Source organism: Flagellimonas spongiicola, assembly GCF_023502425.1.
Classification (GTDB): Bacteria; Bacteroidota; Bacteroidia; order Flavobacteriales; family Flavobacteriaceae; genus Flagellimonas; species Flagellimonas spongiicola.
Genome location: NZ_JAMFMA010000002.1, coordinates 1118294 through 1138121 on the forward strand (window position 1 = coordinate 1118294; position 19828 = coordinate 1138121).

Below are 19828 nucleotides of genomic sequence, written 5' to 3' on the forward strand. Positions count from 1 at the left end.
TTAACAGCAACCACTCGCAGGATTACAGCCGTTGGTTGTTTCCATTGCTTTGCTTTCATCAGCAACTTCAACACCACAGGTTTCCTTGGCTTTACAGTCGGTTTTTTGCACTGCCAATTTAAATGTCAAGCTACTTTCGTCTAGCACATAATCATCCACAAACAATTGTGCGGTATGAAAAGTCTCGTTGCTATATTCAAATTTTATTTCCGCTTCTCTAACCATGGATTTCATTCGGTCCACTTTGTTTAAAATGGCCAGTGCCTTATATGCTGACATGAATTCCCGCTTATCTTTTTCTTTTGGACTTTCCCATAATTGTACCACTGTTTCCTTCCAGAAGTCCGTACCTGAACCACAATCAACTGCATCAACGGTAATGTTCTTGACTTCTGTAATATGGTAATTGGCACCCACGAATTTTCCAGGGCTGTATTCAAACTTCAAGCTCTTGTCTTGATGTTGTTTTAAAATTGAAAGTAATTCGGATGTAATCATATTTGACAACAATTTTGATTAATATTTGAAAAAAAGGCGTCGAAGGATAGATGTAATTCCTTCCAACGTTTTGGATCTATACAATAACAAAGGTTTTTGCCTTCGTAAGTTCCTTGCAGTAGACCAATTTTTTTTATTTCGTTGAGATGTTGGGAAATAGTTGGTTGGGAGAGACCGATAACATCCACCAAATCATTGCAAATACAATTTTCCTGTTGACTGATATATTGCAGAATTGCAATACGGGCTGGATGTGCTAAAACCTTAGCAGCTTGTGCCAATTCATTTTGTGCTGTTGTGAAGATGTGTGTTTTGGAGACTCCCATGCTATGCAACTTCCTTTATCATTAAATTATATATTGCAATATTACGATGAAGCTAGCAAATAAAAAAGCTAAGTAAAGAATTCTTAGCTTTTTTTTAACCTTTTTATAATCCTTTGAACCAATTTTGGAAGTATTCACCCACCAAAAATACGGGCTTTTGTTTTCCGTTTATGGCACCAATTAGACTTACAATCCATAGAATGAATGGGAAAATCCAAGCGATAAGGTTTACAATTGGAATAAACCCTAGGACCAATCCTACAAGGAAAATTCCAAGTACTTGTCTAACATAGAATGAACCCAATTCCGTTTTGTTGCTACTATTCATGATAATAGCGATGATCCATCCAATCAATGTCAAGTGTGCAACGATGGCTACTGTTTTTCCGCTTTCGGGATTGTTGGCGTCAAATGCTTCTTTTACATCTTCGCCGAATTCCTTTGCTGCTTCTTTGGCGTTGTCAAAAGCTTCTTCTGCTTTATCGCCTAAGTCTTTGTTTTCTTCAGACATGGTATTAAAGTGTTGGTTAATTGTGTTCTTAAATGTAGCAAATTATTCCCTATCTAAAGAAACGCTTTATCAACAGGTTCCCAGAGTTCCAGTTTGTTGCCTTCAGGATCTAAAATCCATCCAAATTTGCCATAACTGTACTCTTCAACTTCACCGACAATGGTGACACCTTCCTTTTTCAATTCTTTTAATAGTTCAACTAAATTTTCAACACGAAAATTCATCATAAACTGTTTTTCGCTAGGTTGAAAGTAAGTGGTGTCTTCTTTAAAAGGGCTCCATTGCGTTGAACAATCCTTACCTTCTTTATCCTTCCACCAGAAGGTACAACCGTATTGATCTGTGTTCAATCCTAGGTGATTTTTATACCAATCTTTAATTTGATCGGGATTTTTGGTCTTAAAAAAGAAGCCTCCTAATCCTGTTACTCGATTTTTCATATTATCGTTTTATGTTTTGTTCATACAATTCAATCCAAGCTTGAGGTGTCATTTTTTGACATAGCTCTGCAATTAGAGGGTAAGGAATGTTCTCCATCTTCTTAAAACGGATGCAGCTCTTCCCCATGTCCAATTTGGTTTTTACATATTTTGGGTATTCAGAAACAAACCAATCCAATAGGTTTTTATCTGCATAGATTCCTGAATGATATAGTGCCACAAAATGTTTTTGTGAAGCTAAATTGATAAAGGGAAGGGGTAGTTTCGGGTCGCAATGATACCCATCAGGATAAAGGGAATGTGGTACTACATATCCTATCATTTTGTAGCTGATGCATTCCTGAAAGCCATCCGGAATGTTGGTTCTGATTGTGTCCCTTAATTTAGCCACCGCTTCTTTCCGGTCATCTGGAAGTTTGCTAATGTATTCGTCTGGTGTTTTGGCATCTATGGTCATATCGTTGTTTTATTTTCGTTGTAGCACCAAGGCGGAAATCAAAGAAATAATGAATCCGATGACGAAAACCGTCATTGCCATTAGCGCAAACGAAAACAGTGGATTTGAGAAAGTTTCCTTCTGGGCTTGTATTTCTTTAAGTTGGGATTCAAATTCTTCAGGCGGTAGGGAATCGCGCATATTCTTGATAGTAGCCTCATAATAGGTTTCCATAAACTCTGGATTCAAAAGTTCGGTATAAATAACATCCAATACACCAAATGCCAAAGCGGTAATAAGACTAATAAGTATTCCGATTGTGATGGCCTTTTTGAAACTAAGCTGTCCTTCGTTTACCTGGTCTCTAAAATGTTTCATCCCAAAATAAACAAAGGATAAAGAAATGACCATGCTGGCATATCCAAGTATTTCCTGAATTTCAAAAGGCAATTCATTTAAAAGAAACCAGCTGGTAAGGAAAAGAACACAAATGGTAATGGCTCCATAAAGCCCATATCGCAATACTGTATTTTTCATCTTGATTGTTTTTAAAAGTTGAAATAAAAGTAATGGGGGGGATGCTATTGGCACTCATACTAAAGTACCAAAATCATAAGAAATGGTAGCGAACAGGAACTAGGGCTAAATAATCCCAATGTTTTTGGCCTTTTGGATGGCCTGTGTTCTTCGTTTAGCGTCCAATTTGAGCAATAAATTGGAAACGTGGGTCTTAACGGTGCTTTCAGATACAAAGAGCTCATCTGCTATTTCTTTGTTGGACTGTCCTTTTGAGATTTGAAGAAGAACCTCATATTCCCTTTTACTTATGCCCAACTCTGCTATTTTTTCGGTGTTTATAGAAATATCTGGAATAGCTTTTTTTCGCAGTGTCTTTTTATTTATGATCACACCTATGATGAAAAAGACGATGGCAATAACGGCTATTACAAATTCAATGGAAAGATCACCGGAGATATAGGCGTATTTGCTCAATTGGAACAGGATGAGCAATGCGATTATTAGGGCGGAAAAAACAAAGATGGTTTTCTTCACCCTTTAAATTTAGCAAAATCTATCCTTGACTTTGTCTACAATAGTCTGCGCAAGTTTGATTTTGCTTTCCACTGTCCAGCCTGCCACATGAGGTGTTAATAGAACATTTTTGGCCTTGCGTAAATATTTGAATGCCTTTGGTTTTTGAACAAACATGTTCTCAAATGACTTCTTTTCGTATTCGAGAACATCCAACCCTGCGCCCAGTACTTTTTCAGATTTTAGTCCTTCTACCAAATCTGTGGTAATAACACATTTACCTCGGGCGGTATTGATCAACCAAAAAGGTTTGTGGAAAGCTTCGATGAAATCTTTATTCACCATACCTTGAGTCAAATCGGTTTGAGGTACATGCAAGCTGATCACGTCTGCTTTTTGCTGGAACTCCATGATTCCTACTTGCCTTGCATTTTCATCACCTACACCTCCTACAATATCATAGCAGATTACCTCCACATCAAATCCTTGTAGTTTTTTAGCAAAGGCTTTTCCCATATTTCCGTACCCAATAATACCTACCGTTTTTCCTTCCAACTCCACACCTCGATTACCTTCTCGGTCCCACTTTCCTTTTTTGACTTGACGATTGGCCTTGTTCATATTATTCATTAGGGAAAGCAACATCCCAAGGGCATGTTCTCCAACAGCGTTTCGGTTACCTTCTGGAGCCGAAGCAAGAAAAATCCCTTTTTCTTTGGCATAAGCTGTATCAATATTCTCCAAACCGGCACCAACACGGCCAATAAACTTAAGGTTTGTGGCACGGTCAAGAAACTTTCGATCTATGGTAAAGCGACTTCTGATAACGATTCCATCGTAAGCCGCGATTTTTTGTTCTACTTCGTCCTTGGATGAATGGTAATCTTCATGATTCTCAAAGCCTAAATCGGCAAACTGCTCAATAAGTAAAGGGTGGTTGGTGTCTAAGTGCAGTACTTTCATTCGCTAAATATACAATTCCCTAGATTTTCGGATATACGGTCTGGGTCTTCTCATGTTGCACGTCGCCTGTATGAGCTGTGGATAATTTTTCGAATAGCAAAACGTGTACTTCTTCTCCATTTTTTGTCATGGGATTATGTTCTACGCCTTTGGGTACAACAATTATTTCGCCTTCGTTGACAATTTCGGTTCTATCCCTGAATTGCATATGCAATGTGCCTTTTATGACTTGGAACAATTCATCTTCGTGTTCATGGGCATGCCAGACAAATTCACCTTCCAATTTAGCCAACAACACCTGCATGTCGTCTACTACCGCAATCTGATGAGGATGCCATTGTTTGGTAAACTCCGCATGCTTTTGTTTTAGGTTGATGGTTTTCATGATCAATGGATTAAATGCCCAATATCAATTTGGCGATCCAAAAATAAATGAGGATTCCAAAAATATCATTGCTTGTTGTGATAAATGGACCGGTAGCTATTGCGGGATCAATTCCACGGCGGTTTAAAAATAGGGGTGTGAATGTGCCTATGAATCCCGCCACCATGATAACGGCAATCAACGAAACTGAAATTGCCACTGCTGTAGCAAAATCACCTTGCCAGATCCAAGTAAAAATCATGAGGAGAACAGCAAGTATGAAACCGTTCAGTAGTGCTAAGAGCATTTCTTTGATCAAACGATCACTAATACTGCCTTTTAGGTCATCGTTGGCCAAACCCTGTACGATGATCGCACTCGATTGAACTCCCACATTTCCTGCCATCGCAGCGATAAGTGGTGTAAAAAAGAAAAGAATGGCATGTTTGGCGATCATTTCTTCAAAACCACCCATTATTGCGGCTGCACCCAAACCTCCAAACAAACCGAGAATCAACCACGGTAGTCTTGCTCGTGTGAGTTCCCAGATGCTATCATCCGCTTCAACATCTTGCGAAATACCTGCTGCCAATTGATAATCCTTGTCTGCTTCTTCTTTGATAACATCTACAATGTCATCAATGGTGATACGACCTACAAGTCTGCCTATTTCGTCTACAACAGGTATTGCTTCCAAATCGTATTTGGACATGATCTTTGCAACTTCTTCCGATTTTTCACTGACCGTTACCGAATCTACCTTGGGAATATATACATCCTTAATATGCGTTTTGGTGGATGTTGTCAAAAGATCTTTCAAGGATAGACGCCCTTTAAGTTTATCATCATTGTCCACCACATAAATTGAATGTACGCGGGTGACATTCTCTGCCTGGGCACGCATTTCCTTAACGCACGTCAGTACATTCCAATTTTCATTGACTTTGACCAACTCTTTCGCCATAAGTCCACCTGCGGAATTATCATCATAGCGAAGTAGGTCAACAATATCCGCCGCATGTTCCTTGTCCTCAATTTCAGAGATAACTTCTTGAACAATTTCCTTTGGAAGTTCACCAACAATATCTGCTGCATCATCCGTATCCAATTCTTCAAGCTCACCGGCAATTTCCTTAACAGACAGATTGTTCAATACCGCTTCACGGCTGTCCTCATCCATTTCTGCCAAGATATCCGAGGTCTTTTCGCTATCCAGAAGCTTGATAAGGTATGTCGCTTCATCCACTTTGAGCTCTTCCGCTATTTCGGCAATATCTGCATAGTGGAATTCTTTCATCATCAACCGTAGTGCGGCATTTTTCTTGTCCGCAATCAGTTGCCTGATGTTTACAATTAGCTCGTCTGTGAGTTTAAACGGGGTCATTGGCTATCTGCTGTGTTAACCCAATGAAATCAGCCACATTGAGCTGTTCTGGGCGCTGATCAAAGATAGTATCTTCTTTTAGATTATCAGACAGGTTAAATGTCTTAAGGCTATTGCGAAGGGTCTTGCGCCTTTGGTTGAATGCGGCCTTGACCACCCTGAAAAACAATTGTTCGTCGCAAGAAAGCTGATAATTGGGTTTACGGGTTAATTTCAAGACACCGGAATGCACCTTTGGAGGAGGGTCAAAAACTTGCGGCGGAACACTAAAAAGATATTCAGCCTCATAAAAAGCCTGCACAAGTACCGACAAAATCCCGTATGTTTTACTTCCTGGTTTTTCACAAATTCGTTGGGCTACCTCTTTTTGGAACATGCCTGAAAATTCTGGAATTTGATCTCGCTTTTCGAGCGTCTTAAAAACAATCTGACTTGAAATGTTATATGGGAAATTACCGGTAATTGCAAATTGCTCATCAGCATACAATTGCTTTAAATCGTATTTTAGGAAGTCAGCTTCAATAATAGTAAGGTGGTTGCCTTTATTGAACAATTCCGAATGTTCCAACCGAAAACTATGGTTGAGATAGATGATGGATTCTTCATCCAAATCCATTGCGACCAGATCCAAATTTCGTTGCAGAAGGTATTTGGTGAGAACGCCCATCCCAGGACCTATTTCCAAAACGTTTTGATAGTTGTTCAAGGAAAGTGTTTCTGCAATTTTTTGTGCGATACTTTCGTCTTTTAAAAAATGCTGCCCTAGGTGTTTTTTTGCTGTTACCGCATTTTCAACGTGTCCATTTCTTTTGCGATGGGGCTTAGTATTGCCGAGTTTTCTTTTACTTTTTTTAGACACGGGACACGTTTTTTACAAGTTAAATCGAATTTTCCACATAGAGCCATGCCATCAGACCGCTGCTTAATTGGAATACTTCCCTTTTATAGGCTGTGGTCTCATAAATATCCGCTTTGGCCAAATCGATGTCATTTACTTCATAAACCATACCTGGGACACTGTCATTTTTATCGTTAGTGCGCATCACCAACGGGTACCTGTTGTAGACGGCATTCTCCAATTTTTTAAAACCAGAGATAAAATCTGATTCACCTTTCAGGGTACGACCAAAAATGTACTGCTGTACTTGTGGATCTTGCAGTGTGCCATATGTGAATAAATAACCCAAACGTTATGGAATTTGTTGGCTCACTACTTCCAATTCTGTTCTAAAGGCCACAAATTTATTGGCAAAGCGTTTTTGACCTTCACTCCGCATTTGCTCTGCGTTATCCTTGTAATATGAATCCAGGGTTTTTCTGTCTTTGGTGGTATACTGAACGGAATAGGTGATACCACCCATTTCTTCTTCAATCAGGACCTTGGTCATTTTAGCATGTGAAAATTTGCCTGTAGCAAGCATGTCCGGAATGTGTTTGTCCTTCATCCAAGACAACCATTCTTCATGAACACTTTCATCTATATTGATGGTAACATTGTAAATTAGCATAGAACTAAATTAGAATAGGTCAAAAGTAGGGAGATTCAATTGATTGCATCGCCCCGAAGACGTCGAAATTCTTTTCTTGCCTTGGGAAAATAATAGCTATCCTGATAATTGTAGATAATCTTTTCATAATGGGACATTGCCTTTTCCGGCGCGTTCAAATGGGTGCGGTAGAGTTCTCCTAAAGCGAAGTTTGCATCATCAGCTAATATATCGAAGGCATAGAATTCCACAATTTTCCGATAATTGAATTCAGCATCTGTGTATCTATTTTGTTCCTCTAATAATTTGCCCTGCCTCAAAAGTGCTTCATCCTCAATTTTTTCCCCTTTGTGGTTTTCTAGAATATCATCCAGGATTGTAATGGCTTGCAATGGTTTGTTCTGATAGGCAAGTAAATCTGCCCGTGCATATTTTTTCAATGCGGTCTGCGTGGAGTCTTCTAGGGTATTGTCAGATATCAGTAGGCTTAATTGCATGGCATCATTGGCAATTAGTTGCGATGTAGACCCACGTAAAACCTTTAATTGAGTGAGCGCCCAATCAAAATCGCCTTTGTAGAAACTTGTCTGTGCAACTTTGTAACGTGCATCTTGCGCAAGGACATCATTCTTTAATCGTTTTTGAACTTGGGTGAAATAGATCAGTGCCTCGTTGAATCTTTGATGGTAAACCAGAATATCCCCTAGCGCCAATTTAAGGTATGCCTTGGCACGATTGCTTACTGGGAGCTTCAAGCTCTCTTTTAGCATGCTGATTGCGGGTTCTGGATTTTCCAATTTAAACGTCAAGAAATTGGCGTAGGCTATTTGTAATTGAAGGCTAGTGCCATTGTTTCCATATTCATCAACCAATGCCTTAAACTTCTTTTCCACATTTTCCAACGTCTTTTTATTGGAGCTTTCCAGGGCAATATCAATACGATGCAATTCGGCATTCAGCTTTGAATTGGGATTGGTGCTATGGTCTACGATATAGTCATAGATTTTTGTGGCATTTTCAAAATCCTTGTCCTCCATGGCTATTTGCCCTAGGTTTTCCAGACGGTCCAATGAGCTTTGCTCCGTTCTATTGTAGATGGCTTTTTCCTGTCCAAACGCACTGTTATATTGTTTTTGTTGAATGAACAACCAGCTCAGGAGTTCATTCCAAAGTACATCTGGGGATTTCTGTGCATTTTGAAGTAATACTTTTCTAAGGAGTTGATTGTTCGAATTTGTTGGGTCTTCCGAAATAAAATCATCAATATTCCTTAAGATATTGGAACGGGAGGTTCGTCCGTCACGAATCAGATTAAGGTAGGATTGATACATTTTTTCAATATGTCCTTGTTCCCCATAAATCCTTGCTAACTGAAAATCATAGTTCAATTCCGGCTTTAATGCCATAGCGGTGGTGTAAGCACTAATGGCCTGATCTAACAGGGCATATTTCTGGAAACGATAGCCAATACTATAGCCAAAGTTCGGATTTTCTTCAATTTTCTGGATAGCCCGCTCATAGTACTGGGTTGCTTTCTCAGCTTGATTTTGCAGCGTGTAGTTGTACCCTAGCTCTATCAAAAATGTTGGAAAAGCATAGACGTCTTCAACTTTTCTAAGGAGAAAAGTTTCTGCATCTTCATACCGTTCCAATTGTTGTAGACAGGCTACCATACCCTCGGAATAGTCAGTACGTCTTGGATTTTTTTGCACTAGTTTTTCATAGAAAACCAAAGCTTTCTCATATTCTCCATCGTTAAAGTACTGCTTGGCCAAAAAGTCTTCTTGGCCAACTACTGTCAGCAATGAAAAAACGCTAAAACAAAGGAATATAAGATACCGCAATCGTATGTTTTACTTCAAATATAACGTAGAATTATCCCTAATTCTGTTAACTGAATCTAAATATAGTGGTACTTGTTCTAGTCGATACGGTCAAAACCGCAATATGGGACAAGGACTTCCGGAATGTTTATACCGTCTTCTGTTTGATAGTTTTCAAGTATTCCAGCAAGAACGCGCGGTAGCGCCAAGGAACTTCCATTAAGTGTATGGGCCAACTGGCGTTTCCCATTTTCATCCTTGAATCTCAATTTCAGTCGATTGGCTTGGAACGTCTCAAAATTAGAAACAGAACTGATTTCCAACCATCTGTCCTGAGCTGTAGAGAAAACTTCAAAATCGAAGGTCAATGCCGAAGTGAATCCTAAATCCCCACCGCAAAGCCTTAATATTCTATAAGGTAATTGCAATTCGTTTAATATACCCTTCACGTGCTCTACCATTTCGTCCAATGCCTTGTAGGAATCATCCGGATGCTCTATTCGTACAACTTCTACTTTGTCAAACTGATGTAGACGGTTAAGACCACGAACATGTGCGCCATAGCTGCCAGCTTCCCTTCTAAAGCAAGGGGTATAACCGGTATACTTAATTGGGAAATCCTTGGATGTCAGTAAATCTTCCCTATGCAGGTTTGTGATAGGAACCTCAGCGGTCGGAATCAAATACAGATCATCCGCTTGTACATGGTACATTTGACCTTCCTTGTCTGGGAGTTGCCCTGTACCATAACCAGAAGCTTCATTGACCATATGCGGAACTTGGATTTCTGTATATCCTGCCGCGGTGTTTTTATCTAGAAAATAAGAAATCAGTGCTCTTTGCAAACGCGCCCCTTTACCTTTGTAAACTGGAAATCCGGCACCTGTAATTTTTACCCCAGACTCAAAATCGATGATATCGAATTTCTTGGCAAGTTCCCAGTGTGGGAGTGCATTTTCCACCAACTTTGGTATATCACCTTCCCTGTAAATCTCTTCATTGTCTTCATCGGAGTTGCCAGCAGGTACTGATTCGTTGGGAATGTTGGGAATTTGATACAGTTGTTCTTGGAGTGCTGTTGCGGTGGCATTGAGTTCTTCTCCCAAATTTTTTGAGGACTCCTTTAAGCCGGCGGTTTGTTCTTTCAGTGCATTGGCTTCTTGGGCTTTTCCAGATTTGAAAAGTATACCAATTTCCTTTGAAAGTTTATTGGACTCTGCTAAAGTGGCATCCAGTTCTGTTTGAATGGCGCGTCTTTTCTCATCTAAGTCCAGCACAGCGGAAAGAATAGGTTCAGCATCAAAATTTCTTTTTTTCAATGCTTGGATAATGGTATCCTTATGTTCCCTAATGGTATGTAATTGAAGCATGCCCTTGTTTTGAGCCGCAAATTTAAATCAATCTATGCAAGATGCATAACTATTCTTCCTGTTGTGAAGGCAAAATCCAATCATTATGTGCAAAGTGCTTCCATGGAACGCTAGCCAAATCCACTTTAGGGTCAATGAAATCGATATATTTAGCACTATTTACTTTAACCTTGTTTTTTACAAAAATCTGAACATCCTGTCCATTTTTAGCATATTCTTTTTTGATGTACTGCGCAAATTGCCAAGTAAAATCTGGATAGCAAGCAACCTTACGGCTTTGCTTGTTGGTGAGATGGTCTTTTAGATTGATGTATTCCATTTTACCCGATTCCTTATCAATTACTTGCATTCGAAGGGTGCCGGCCCTGCTGCGCAACATCATACGCCAACTTAGACGATGACCTTCCTCGGTCCAAAGTACATCGTCTTGGAATGTGTGATGCCTAAGTGGTAGTAAAAGTTGTACAAGGAAATAGATACTTAAAACTGATAGAATTAGATGCTTGTGTTTTGGAATTTCGGGGGTATTATCCACGTGTTCACTTTTCCGCTTAAGGAAGGTACTCCTAATACTTTTGGGCGGAAAGAAGAAAACGATGAATGCAAGTGCTAGATAGGGGAAAATCCCAATTTGGAACACGATACTGTTGAACAGATGGAAAAAGAATGATAGATAGAGGAACAATTTTCGTGTAGGTTTCCATAGAAGTGCCGGTACTACGAGTAGATCATAAACAATACCAAACACTGCAACGATTTGATGTACCCATTTCTGTTGTAGTAAGTCTCCGATTACATAGTAATCAGCTTTTGACTTCATCAAGAGTTCTATGATGCTCAAATCCAACCAGTCGTTGTATAGTTTGGCAATTGAAGCATAGGTGTAGACAATGAACAATTGAAGAATTATCATCCATCGTACCCAATTGTGCATTGTCGTAGAACGAAAACTTGGATTATGTTTGGCATCCAATGAATAATCGCGGTTAGCAGGTAAAAACGCCATAATGTACCCTAACAACATCAATAAATAATAGTGATTGTTGTACGATGTTTTTTGCATGAGGTAAACCCCAGTCCACATGATTGCAAATGTCAATGCGCTAAATCGGTATTTATACCCAAGGGTAATAAGCACACCCAAGGTTCCCATAATGGCAAAATAGATGTACATTCCATTTCCGGGCAAGGGTTGTAGCCAATCAAAACCAATGAAGTTGAAGGTGAATTTGGGTTCGACCAAAGTACGTCTAACCCATCCAGTAGCTATTGCACCGTAACATTCTGCACTTACCAAAAGGCCATAGAAAACCCGAAAGACCACTAATTGGGCGTTGTCTATCTTCTTGAAAAGAAATGAGTTCACTTTATTTAGCTATTAAAGTCAATGATGTTTCTTTATCCTTCTTCAGTTGGTTTTGAAGCTCCTGCACCGAATCAAACTTGTGTTCATCCCGTATGCGATGCAATAAATTTACTTGAATTTTTTTGTCGTAAAGATTTCCTTCAAATTCAAAGAAATTGACTTCTATGGATTTATCTTTTCCTGAAACAGTAGGGTTGTAACCAATGTTCATCATTCCATAATAGTCGTGTCCATCCAAATTACTTTGCACCACATAAACGCCATTCTTTGGTATGAGTTTATAGGTTTCGGCAATTTGTAAATTGGCCGTTGGAAACCCGAATTGTTTGCCAAGACCTTTTCCTTTTACAATTGTACCAGTTAACATGTACTTGTAATTTAGGTAGTTGTTGGCAGTGGTGATATCTCCTTCTAAAAGGGCATGTCTAATTTTGGTTGAGCTTACCGAAACATCATCTATTTCTTGTGCAGGAATTTCTTCAACTTCAAAATCCAAAGTATTCCCAAATGAAACCAAATCTTGGATGTTGGCATTTCTATTGCGCCCAAACCTATGATCATAACCGATTATGATTCGTTTGGTCTTTAAACCATTGACCAAAATATCCCTTACGAATTCCGTTGCCGACAATCTTGAGAATTCCCTGGTAAAAGGATGTACGATCAGGTAATCCAATCCCAATTTTTCCATGATAGCGGTTTTCTCTTCCAGCGTATTCAACAATTTGATTTCGGTATCTTTTTGAAGGACCATTCTAGGATGAGGGAAAAAGGTTAGCACAGTTGATTTTAATCCAGCACTTTTGGCACTATTTATGAGGCGTTCCAGTATACGGCTATGACCTATGTGAACGCCATCAAAAGTCCCAATGGTCACTGCTGTCTGAAGAGAAGTATTTGAAAACTGAGAAATGCCTTGGATTGTTTCCACTTAAACAAGAAATAAAAAAAGGCTTATTTTTGGAATAGACCGTCGCCCCATTTTGTATGAAAGCTAAATTACGTCTTGTTTTCTCAATATCCATATTTTTTGCTTGCTTTTCCTTATCTGGTCAAGAAGCGTATTGGAAGTCCGCACCGGTAAAAAAGGACTATAGAAGTGCATCCTTGGAAAATATGGAGAAGGCCAAAGGGGTGTATACCTTAGAGCAGGCTCGTTTGTTTGACGCCTTAACCACACCTTCGAGACTAACCACTAATCAGCATATTGTTTTACCTCTTGAAACAGGAGAGTTTATGACTTTTGAAGTTCATGAAACTCCTGTACTCCATAAAACCTTAGCTGCAAAATATCCAGCCATAAAATCGTATACTGGGATTAGTCAGAATGGGAAATACAAATTAAAATTGAGTCGATCCTCTAAGGGTATTGACGGAATGTTGGTGAATCTGGAAAATCAACAAACAAGCTTTATTGAAAAAGTCAAGGGTGTTGAAAATACCTATACCATATTCGAAAAAAGCTCAGGTCACGAAAGTAAAAATGGTTTTGTATGCAAAACCGCCGATATTCAAAAGACAGTTGCCAAAACAATAACACCATTAGTTGACGATCAAATGCTTCGGAAATTTCGAATTGCTGTGTCCACTTCTGGGGAGTACACCGATTATCATGGAGGTACGGTTGCCGATGCACTTGCTGCCATCAATACAACACTTACAAGAATTAATGAGGTATTTGAAACTGATTTTGGGGTGACTTTGGAATTGATACCCAACAATGATCAGATCATATTCACAAACGCAAATACCGATCCTTATAATGGAAATTTGAATTCAGAAGTTCAAACTGTATTGACTTCCACTATTGGTGAGGAAAATTATGATGTGGGCCATCTGTTTCATAAAGTGGATGAAGGTCAGGACAATGGCAACGCCGGATTTATCGGTTCGGTATGTGTCGATAATTCCAAGGGAAGTGCCTTTTCAGCAGCATTTATTCCGGAAGGAGATGTTTTTGACCTTGATTTTGTGTCCCACGAATTAGGACATCAATTTGGTGCTAATCACACTTGGTCTTTTGAAAGTGAAGGTACGGGGGTACAAGCAGAACCTGCAAGTGGAACCACCATTATGGGTTATGCAGGGATTGTGCCTGGAAATAATGTAACGCCAACCGGGAGTGATTACTTTCACTTTTACAGTATTCAACAAGTTTCCACATACCTTCAAACCGTCTCCTGTGCTGAAGAAACGGGATTGACCAATAATCCGCCGGTTTTGACACCTGTTGGGGACTTTGTTATTCCAAAAGGAACAGCATTTGTCTTGGAGGGCATAGCAACGGATCCAGATGCAGGTGATGTTCTGACCTATACTTGGGAGCAGATAGATGATGGGGTGGTAACAACTGCCACCTTTGGGCCGGAAAATCCGAGCGGAGCAAATTTTAGGTCATTGCCACCATCTACTTCCCCTATGCGATATTTTCCTAATCTGTCTAGAGTTGTTCAAGGAGAGTTAACTGAAATCGAACCTGAAACCAATGGGGATTGGGAGACGGTATCCAATGTTTCAAGAAATTTTGAATTTGCCTTTGTTGTGCGTGACAATGCGGATGGTGGAGGTCAGGTGGTATCAGATGTTTTGGATGTTCAAGTTGTGAGTGCCGGACCGTTTACAGTTACTTCCCAAGCCACAAGTGCAATCTACGATGCAGGTTCTATTCAGCAAATAACTTGGGATGTTGCTGGCACTAACATTTTACCTATCGACGCAAAAACAGTGGATATTTTCTTGTCTGTTGATGGTGGTAACACATTTCCTTTGAAGTTAGCGGAAGATGTATTGAATGATGGTGAGGCTGAGGTGCAATTGCCCGGGATGGCTTCAACCCAGGCAAGAATCATGGTCAAAGCCAGTGACAACATTTTCTTTGCGGTTAATTCATCCGATTTCACGATTCAGGAAACTTCAGTGGTTTTGGATTTTCAAGATTTGGAATTTGAGGTATGTCAACCTGATAATCTAGTAATCCCATTTACTTACAACACCTTTGGAGGATTTAATGAAAATTCTACTTTCTCAGTGGATTTGCCTGTGGGGCTAAATGGCGTCTTTGCCCCAACTCAAGCAAGTACTGATGCCACAGCAGTGCAATTGACCATTTCAAATACAAATAGCGTTGCGCCTGGTGCATACGAAATTACCGTAACATCCACTTCTGCTTCTGAAACAGTTATGGTCCCGTTAAATGTTATTGTTAAGGATAATACCTTTAGTGATGTGGTTTTACAAACTCCGCTGGACTCTGAAGGAAGCGTTTCAGTAAACACCCAACTTTTATGGGAGGTTAATGTTCAATATGATCAATACGATGTAGAAGTGGCAACGGATGCTGGTTTTGCCACTATCGTGGAATCCGCGACAGTCCCTTTTAACTTTTATCAAACAACATCATTAGCGCCACAAACAGAATACTTCTGGCGGGTACGACCTACCAATAGCTGTGGTGCTGGAACTTTTGGAACACCTTTTAGTTTTACAACCATTCAAGTGGATTGCAAGGAAGTTACTCCTGCGGGCTTGCCTTTGGATATTTCAGCAGTTGGTACATCAACAATTACCAGAAGTGTCCAAATTTTGGAAGATTTGCCCGTAAATGATATCAATGTAACGCTTGAAATCAATCATTCCTACACAGCGGATTTAATCGTTAGTTTGACCTCTCCTGCGGGTACAAGAGTAACCTTGATTTCCAATACTTGTGGCGAAGCAAATAATATAAACGCAGTATTTGACGATGCAGGAATTCCAATAGCGTGTTCAAATGATCCTGCTATTTCAGGTGCTGTTCAACCACTTGGTTTGTTAAGTGCGTTCAATGGTGAATCCGCTTTGGGGGAATGGACCTTAGAGATTCAGGACACGGCAACCGGAGATGGCGGGGCATTAGTGGATTTTTCGCTTGAAGTTTGTGCGGAAGGGGTATTTCGTCCGGATGCTGATGAAGACGGAGTCTTTGATGACGGGGATGACCTATGTCTAGGCACACCTAAAGGTGTGGAGGTGGATACCACGGGATGTCCAATTAACCGTTTTCCCAGCGATAATTTTACTGTGGAAATACAAAGCGAAAGTTGTAGAAGTTCCAATGATGGTTCCATAACCATTTCTGCACTGGATGAATCCATAACATATACTGCTGTGCTTAGTGGTGCAACTACTGCAACGGTAGACTTTACCAATACCCATGCATTCCAAAACTTACAAGCAGGAAATTACTCGGTATGCATAACTGGTACAGATGGTATGATCAACTATGCTGAAACTTGTTTTGATATAGTGCTTTCAGAACCTCAGTTGCTATCTGTATTCACAAACCTAGTTGGTAGCAATGCAGAATTAACACTACAAGGCGGTACAATTTATTCCATTGAACTTAATGGATTAGTAACGCAAACTACTGATGAGGCAATAGTTTTGGAGCTCAAAGAAGGAAGAAATTCATTAATAGTCACCACAGGATTGGAATGTCAAGGTACGTTTGAAGAATCCTATTTAATCGCAACTAGGCCCATTTTATATCCCAATGCCGTAAGCCAAAATGCCAACGTTTATCTAAATGGCTATAGCGGCAATGCCCAGGTACGGGTTTTTTCTTCAATAGGGCAATTGGTGCTAACACAGAACGCACAATTGAATGGGAATGATCTGGAAGTGGATGTAAGTAGTTTGCCAAGAGGAACCTATTATATGCAAGTGAATACTGATGACAAGCAGGAGGTAATTAAAATGATTAAGCAATGAAACGGCTTTTGACGTGTATGATGGTGGGATTGTTGCTACAGGCATGTGGCAAAAATGATGATGCTCCACCTGTACCAGAAGGTGCAAACTTGGTATTTCCTTTGGAAAATTCCGAATGCAACACTGGGGTTAGTATAAATGAAAACTTAAGCCAAGTTACTTTTGAATGGCAAGCTTCTGCCAATACGGATAGCTATACTTTGAATGTAGTGAACTTGGAAACCAATATTCCGCAGACCATATCCACGGCTGCTACTTCTGCAAGTTTGTCCATTGAAAAGGGAACACCTTTTTCTTGGTCTGTAAACTCACAAAATGCAAATTCCGACCAAACGGCAACTAGTGAAACATGGTTGTTTTATAATGCAGGTTCTCATATTAATTATGCACCTTTCCCAGCACAAATAATACATCCCGTATCTGGATCTACGGTACAAAAAAACCTTTCCAATGAAGTAGAATTGGATTGGTCTGGTTCAGATGTTGAGAATGATATTGAAAGCTTTGAAATCTTCTTTTCGGATCAAAATCCTCCAGTATCCGTTGGCACTACGGATAGGGCAACTACGGAGTTTGCAGTTGCGGTAAATTCAAGCACGGTTTACTATTGGCGGATAATTACCACGGATGCAGAAGGGAACACTTCGGACTCGGGGGTTTTTGACTTCAGGGTATTGTAATCAAGTCCCGTTAAACTGATTCATGGTGTTTTTAACACCGGCAAAGACAAAAGAACGAACAAGCTCAGAGGCTTTTTCCAAGCGTTCAGGTAGCGTTTTGTATTCTTCTTCATTCCATTTGCCTAATACATATTCTACTTGACGCCCCTTGCCAAAATCAGCCCCAACACCAAATCTAAACCTTGGATATTGTGTGGTCTGTAGGGTGTTTTGAATATGCTTAAGACCATTATGACCACCATCACTTCCCTTTGTCTTCAAACGGATTGTACCAAAAGGAAGATTAATGTCATCAGTAATTATGAGAACATTTTCTAATGGAATATTTTCTTTGTCCATCCAATATTTCACGGCTTTGCCGCTTAAATTCATGTAGGTAGATGGCTTAAGACAGAGAATACTTCGTCCTTTGTGTTTAAAAACTGCAGTGGCACCTAGCTTTGAATTTTCAAATGCGATGCTTTCTTGTTCCGCGATGAAATCCAAGACTTTAAAACCAATATTATGTCTGGTTTCATCGTAATCCGAACCAATATTGCCAAGACCTACAAGAAGATATTTTTTCATGGAATCGTGTTCATCTAGCAAAGATTTTGGAATTCCAAACAGAATGGATTTCAAAAACTGCAGCATATTGCGTGTTGGGTTTGCATAAAAATAAGAAAGCATCCCTTATTGGTTGGGATGCTTTCAAAATAATTTTTAAGTGGAAGACTACTCTGTAGCTTCCGCAGCTGGAGCTTCTGCAGCACCTTCTGCTGCTGCTTCTGTTCCTTCTTCCTCTTCTTCTTCCTCCTCATCATCAACAGATGTTCTAGAAGCTTTAACCTGTACAACAGCTGTGCTATCTGGATGCAAGATGGTGAAATCGTTGTTCAATAAGGTTTCTACAGCTATGGTTCCACCAATACGAAGTTTGGAAATGTCCACGGTGATGAAATCAGGCAGTAAATCTGGTAATGCCTTGATGGATAGTTTACGCTTTCTGAAAAGCAAGCGACCACCATTTCTAACACCAGGAGAATTTCCGTCCAAACGAACAGGGATATTCATGGTAACTGGTTTGTCCTTGAACAACTGGTAAAAATCGATGTGAAGAATTTTATCATTTACAGGATGAAATTGGATGTCCTGCAATACTGCTTCAAATTTTTGACCATCCTCCAATTCAATCACAGCAGTGTGCGCATTTGGAGTGTACACTAATTTTTTGAACGCTAGTTCATCAGCTGAAAAGTGCAATGGTGTTTCCCCTCCGTACAACACGCAAGGGACCTTTCCAGCATTACGTAAGGCTTTGGTAGAAACCTTGCCCACGCTTTCTCTTTGGGATCCTTTGATAGTAATTGACTTCATTTCTAGTAATTATAATTGTAAAATTTATTTCTTTTTATTCCGATGTATAAAGTCTTTTTGACTTTACGTAGTCGAAGGCTACATTAAAAACTTAGACGATATGGATGTGTTATGATGTACGCGATGCATTACATCTGCAAACAAATCGGCACAACTCAATACTTTTATTTTCTCTTTATCGTGTTCGACAGGAATAGAATCTGTTATGATCAATTCCGTCAATTTAGAATCTTTTATTCTTTCATAGGCATTACCACTAAGCAACCCATGAGTGGTAATAGCTCTAACGCTTAATGCGCCGCGTTCAATCATTAAATCTGCCGCTTTGGTTAATGTTCCGGCAGTATCTACCATGTCATCTACCAATACAACATTTTTCCCTGCTACCTCACCAATCAATTCCATATGGGAAATAACATTGGCTTTGGCCCTTTGCTTGTAACAAATAACAACATCACTCTCTAATGCCTTGGAATAGGCATAGGCCCTTTTGGAACCACCCATATCTGGCGATGCAATACAAAGATTATCCAGTTTAAGTCCTTCCAAATACGGCAAGAACAAGGTGGAGGCAAACAAGTGGTCAACAGGTTTTTCAAAGAACCCTTGGATTTGGTCAGCGTGCAAATCCATTGTAATGATCCTGGTTGCACCCGCGGTCTCGAGCATTTTGGCTACCAACTTTGCGGCAATGGGAACACGCGGTTTATCTTTTCTGTCCTGACGTGCCCATCCAAAATAAGGCATTACAGCAGTGATGTGACGCGCCGATGCTCTTTTGGCCGCATCCAGCATCAACAACATTTCCATTAAGTTTTCTGAACTTGGATTGGTGGATCCAATGATAAAGATTCGCGCTCCTCGAATTGATTCTTCAAAAGAAGGTTGGAACTCTCCATCGCTATATCTGGAGAAAAGTACTTTGCCAAGTTTTGCCCCATAAGATGCGGCAATTTTTTCTCCAAGAATGGTACTCTGGGTACAGGCGAAAATTTTCGGTTCAGGAACTTGGTACGGCATTGTAATCTGTTGTCGACTAGCTT

The 19828-nt window shown here is 39.9% G+C and carries 22 protein-coding genes; 2 read left to right on the forward strand and 20 right to left on the reverse strand.

Annotated features, from left to right (window positions below; genetic code table 11):
* From M3P19_RS11305 to M3P19_RS11385, 17 genes are all read right to left on the reverse strand, one after another.
* Nucleotides 1–498: a DUF6428 family protein gene (locus tag M3P19_RS11305; protein WP_249657776.1), complete on the reverse strand. Its 498-nt coding sequence runs from the start codon at nt 496–498 to the stop codon at nt 1–3.
* Nucleotides 495–824, reverse strand: coding sequence for an ArsR/SmtB family transcription factor (locus M3P19_RS11310; RefSeq protein WP_249657777.1), 330 nt, complete (start codon nt 822–824; stop codon nt 495–497). The genes M3P19_RS11305 and M3P19_RS11310 overlap by 4 nt, the downstream gene beginning before the upstream one ends.
* 103 nt (nt 825–927) lie before the next feature.
* A complete protein-coding gene (locus tag M3P19_RS11315) occupies nt 928–1335 on the reverse strand; it encodes a YtxH domain-containing protein (RefSeq protein ID WP_249657778.1) in 408 nt (135 codons plus the stop codon).
* 53 nt (nt 1336–1388) lie between these two features.
* Nucleotides 1389–1775, reverse strand: coding sequence for a VOC family protein (locus M3P19_RS11320; RefSeq protein WP_249657779.1), 387 nt, complete (start codon nt 1773–1775; stop codon nt 1389–1391).
* A 1-nt stretch (nt 1776) separates the two neighbouring features.
* Entirely contained in the window at nt 1777–2232 is a 456-nt protein-coding gene (locus M3P19_RS11325) for a DUF1801 domain-containing protein (RefSeq protein ID WP_249657780.1), read from the reverse strand.
* A gap of 9 nt (nt 2233–2241) precedes the next feature.
* Nucleotides 2242–2748: a DUF4199 domain-containing protein gene (locus M3P19_RS11330; RefSeq protein WP_249657781.1), complete on the reverse strand. Its 507-nt coding sequence runs from the start codon at nt 2746–2748 to the stop codon at nt 2242–2244.
* A 105-nt stretch (nt 2749–2853) separates the two neighbouring features.
* On the reverse strand, nt 2854–3264 hold the full coding sequence (locus tag M3P19_RS16920) for a response regulator transcription factor (protein WP_313791624.1): 411 nt from the start codon (nt 3262–3264) through the stop codon (nt 2854–2856).
* A 9-nt stretch (nt 3265–3273) separates the two neighbouring features.
* Nucleotides 3274–4206, reverse strand: a complete 933-nt coding sequence (locus tag M3P19_RS11340) for a 2-hydroxyacid dehydrogenase (RefSeq protein WP_249657782.1) — start codon at nt 4204–4206, stop codon at nt 3274–3276.
* 19 nt (nt 4207–4225) lie between these two features.
* Nucleotides 4226–4591 (reverse strand): cupin domain-containing protein, encoded by a 366-nt coding sequence (locus M3P19_RS11345; protein WP_249657783.1) that lies wholly within the window; start codon nt 4589–4591, stop codon nt 4226–4228.
* Nucleotides 4592–4601: 10 nt separating this feature from the next.
* On the reverse strand, nt 4602–5954 hold the full coding sequence (gene mgtE / locus M3P19_RS11350) for a magnesium transporter (RefSeq protein WP_249657784.1): 1353 nt from the start codon (nt 5952–5954) through the stop codon (nt 4602–4604).
* On the reverse strand, nt 5941–6813 hold the full coding sequence (gene rsmA / locus M3P19_RS11355; RefSeq protein WP_249657785.1) for a 16S rRNA (adenine(1518)-N(6)/adenine(1519)-N(6))-dimethyltransferase RsmA: 873 nt from the start codon (nt 6811–6813) through the stop codon (nt 5941–5943). The genes mgtE and rsmA overlap by 14 nt, the downstream gene beginning before the upstream one ends.
* 19 nt (nt 6814–6832) lie before the next feature.
* Nucleotides 6833–7141: a gamma-glutamylcyclotransferase family protein gene (locus M3P19_RS11360; RefSeq protein WP_249657786.1), complete on the reverse strand. Its 309-nt coding sequence runs from the start codon at nt 7139–7141 to the stop codon at nt 6833–6835.
* A gap of 3 nt (nt 7142–7144) precedes the next feature.
* Entirely contained in the window at nt 7145–7462 is a 318-nt protein-coding gene (locus M3P19_RS11365; protein WP_249657787.1) for a DUF4286 family protein, read from the reverse strand.
* A gap of 35 nt (nt 7463–7497) precedes the next feature.
* Complete coding sequence (locus tag M3P19_RS11370; protein ID WP_249657788.1) at nt 7498–9285, reverse strand: tetratricopeptide repeat protein; 1788 nt, start codon at nt 9283–9285, stop codon at nt 7498–7500.
* Between the two features lie 77 nt (nt 9286–9362).
* Nucleotides 9363–10634: a serine--tRNA ligase gene (gene serS, locus M3P19_RS11375; RefSeq protein WP_249657789.1), complete on the reverse strand. Its 1272-nt coding sequence runs from the start codon at nt 10632–10634 to the stop codon at nt 9363–9365.
* A gap of 49 nt (nt 10635–10683) precedes the next feature.
* Nucleotides 10684–12000, reverse strand: a complete 1317-nt coding sequence (locus M3P19_RS11380; RefSeq protein ID WP_249657790.1) for an HTTM domain-containing protein — start codon at nt 11998–12000, stop codon at nt 10684–10686.
* 1 nt (nt 12001) lies between these two features.
* Nucleotides 12002–12931 carry a bifunctional riboflavin kinase/FAD synthetase gene (locus M3P19_RS11385; protein WP_249657791.1) on the reverse strand — a complete coding sequence of 310 codons (930 nt, stop codon included), beginning with the start codon at nt 12929–12931 and terminating at the stop codon, nt 12002–12004.
* Between the two features lie 56 nt (nt 12932–12987).
* On the opposite strand from M3P19_RS11385, the gene M3P19_RS11390 reads away from it, so the two are divergent.
* Nucleotides 12988–16749, forward strand: a complete 3762-nt coding sequence (locus tag M3P19_RS11390; protein ID WP_249657792.1) for a reprolysin-like metallopeptidase — start codon at nt 12988–12990, stop codon at nt 16747–16749.
* Nucleotides 16746–17429 carry a hypothetical protein gene (locus tag M3P19_RS11395; protein WP_249657793.1) on the forward strand — a complete coding sequence of 228 codons (684 nt, stop codon included), beginning with the start codon at nt 16746–16748 and terminating at the stop codon, nt 17427–17429. Before M3P19_RS11390 ends, M3P19_RS11395 begins: the two co-directional genes overlap by 4 nt.
* Here the strand turns inward: M3P19_RS11395 and pth are convergent, their stop codons facing one another.
* From pth to M3P19_RS11410, 3 genes are all read right to left on the reverse strand, one after another.
* The gene (gene pth / locus M3P19_RS11400) at nt 17430–18062 is read right to left on the reverse strand and encodes an aminoacyl-tRNA hydrolase (RefSeq protein WP_249657794.1); all 633 of its coding nucleotides are present in this window, start codon (nt 18060–18062) and stop codon (nt 17430–17432) included.
* Between the two features lie 81 nt (nt 18063–18143).
* On the reverse strand, nt 18144–18785 hold the full coding sequence (locus M3P19_RS11405) for a 50S ribosomal protein L25/general stress protein Ctc (protein WP_249657795.1): 642 nt from the start codon (nt 18783–18785) through the stop codon (nt 18144–18146).
* A gap of 78 nt (nt 18786–18863) precedes the next feature.
* On the reverse strand, nt 18864–19805 hold the full coding sequence (locus M3P19_RS11410) for a ribose-phosphate pyrophosphokinase (protein ID WP_249657796.1): 942 nt from the start codon (nt 19803–19805) through the stop codon (nt 18864–18866).
* Nucleotides 19806–19828: the final 23 nt, after the last annotated feature.

Bases quoted from the DNA above. Each gene is read 5' to 3' on its own strand.
- M3P19_RS11305 (WP_249657776.1), bottom strand. From the start codon at position 498: ATGATTACATCCGAATTACTTTCAATTTTAAAACAACATCAAGACAAG.
- M3P19_RS11310 (WP_249657777.1), bottom strand. From the start codon at position 824: ATGGGAGTCTCCAAAACACACATCTTCACAACAGCACAAAATGAATTG.
- M3P19_RS11315 (WP_249657778.1), bottom strand. From the start codon at position 1,335: ATGTCTGAAGAAAACAAAGACTTAGGCGATAAAGCAGAAGAAGCTTTT.
- M3P19_RS11320 (WP_249657779.1), bottom strand. From the start codon at position 1,775: ATGAAAAATCGAGTAACAGGATTAGGAGGCTTCTTTTTTAAGACCAAA.
- M3P19_RS11325 (WP_249657780.1), bottom strand. From the start codon at position 2,232: ATGACCATAGATGCCAAAACACCAGACGAATACATTAGCAAACTTCCA.
- M3P19_RS11330 (WP_249657781.1), bottom strand. From the start codon at position 2,748: ATGAAAAATACAGTATTGCGATATGGGCTTTATGGAGCCATTACCATT.
- M3P19_RS11340 (WP_249657782.1), bottom strand. From the start codon at position 4,206: ATGAAAGTACTGCACTTAGACACCAACCACCCTTTACTTATTGAGCAG.
- M3P19_RS11345 (WP_249657783.1), bottom strand. From the start codon at position 4,591: ATGAAAACCATCAACCTAAAACAAAAGCATGCGGAGTTTACCAAACAA.
- mgtE (WP_249657784.1), bottom strand. From the start codon at position 5,954: ATGACCCCGTTTAAACTCACAGACGAGCTAATTGTAAACATCAGGCAA.
- M3P19_RS11365 (WP_249657787.1), bottom strand. From the start codon at position 7,462: ATGCTAATTTACAATGTTACCATCAATATAGATGAAAGTGTTCATGAA.
- serS (WP_249657789.1), bottom strand. From the start codon at position 10,634: ATGCTTCAATTACATACCATTAGGGAACATAAGGATACCATTATCCAA.
- M3P19_RS11390 (WP_249657792.1), top strand. From the start codon at position 12,988: ATGAAAGCTAAATTACGTCTTGTTTTCTCAATATCCATATTTTTTGCT.
- M3P19_RS11395 (WP_249657793.1), top strand. From the start codon at position 16,746: ATGAAACGGCTTTTGACGTGTATGATGGTGGGATTGTTGCTACAGGCA.
- pth (WP_249657794.1), bottom strand. From the start codon at position 18,062: ATGCTGCAGTTTTTGAAATCCATTCTGTTTGGAATTCCAAAATCTTTG.
- M3P19_RS11405 (WP_249657795.1), bottom strand. From the start codon at position 18,785: ATGAAGTCAATTACTATCAAAGGATCCCAAAGAGAAAGCGTGGGCAAG.
- M3P19_RS11410 (WP_249657796.1), bottom strand. From the start codon at position 19,805: ATGCCGTACCAAGTTCCTGAACCGAAAATTTTCGCCTGTACCCAGAGT.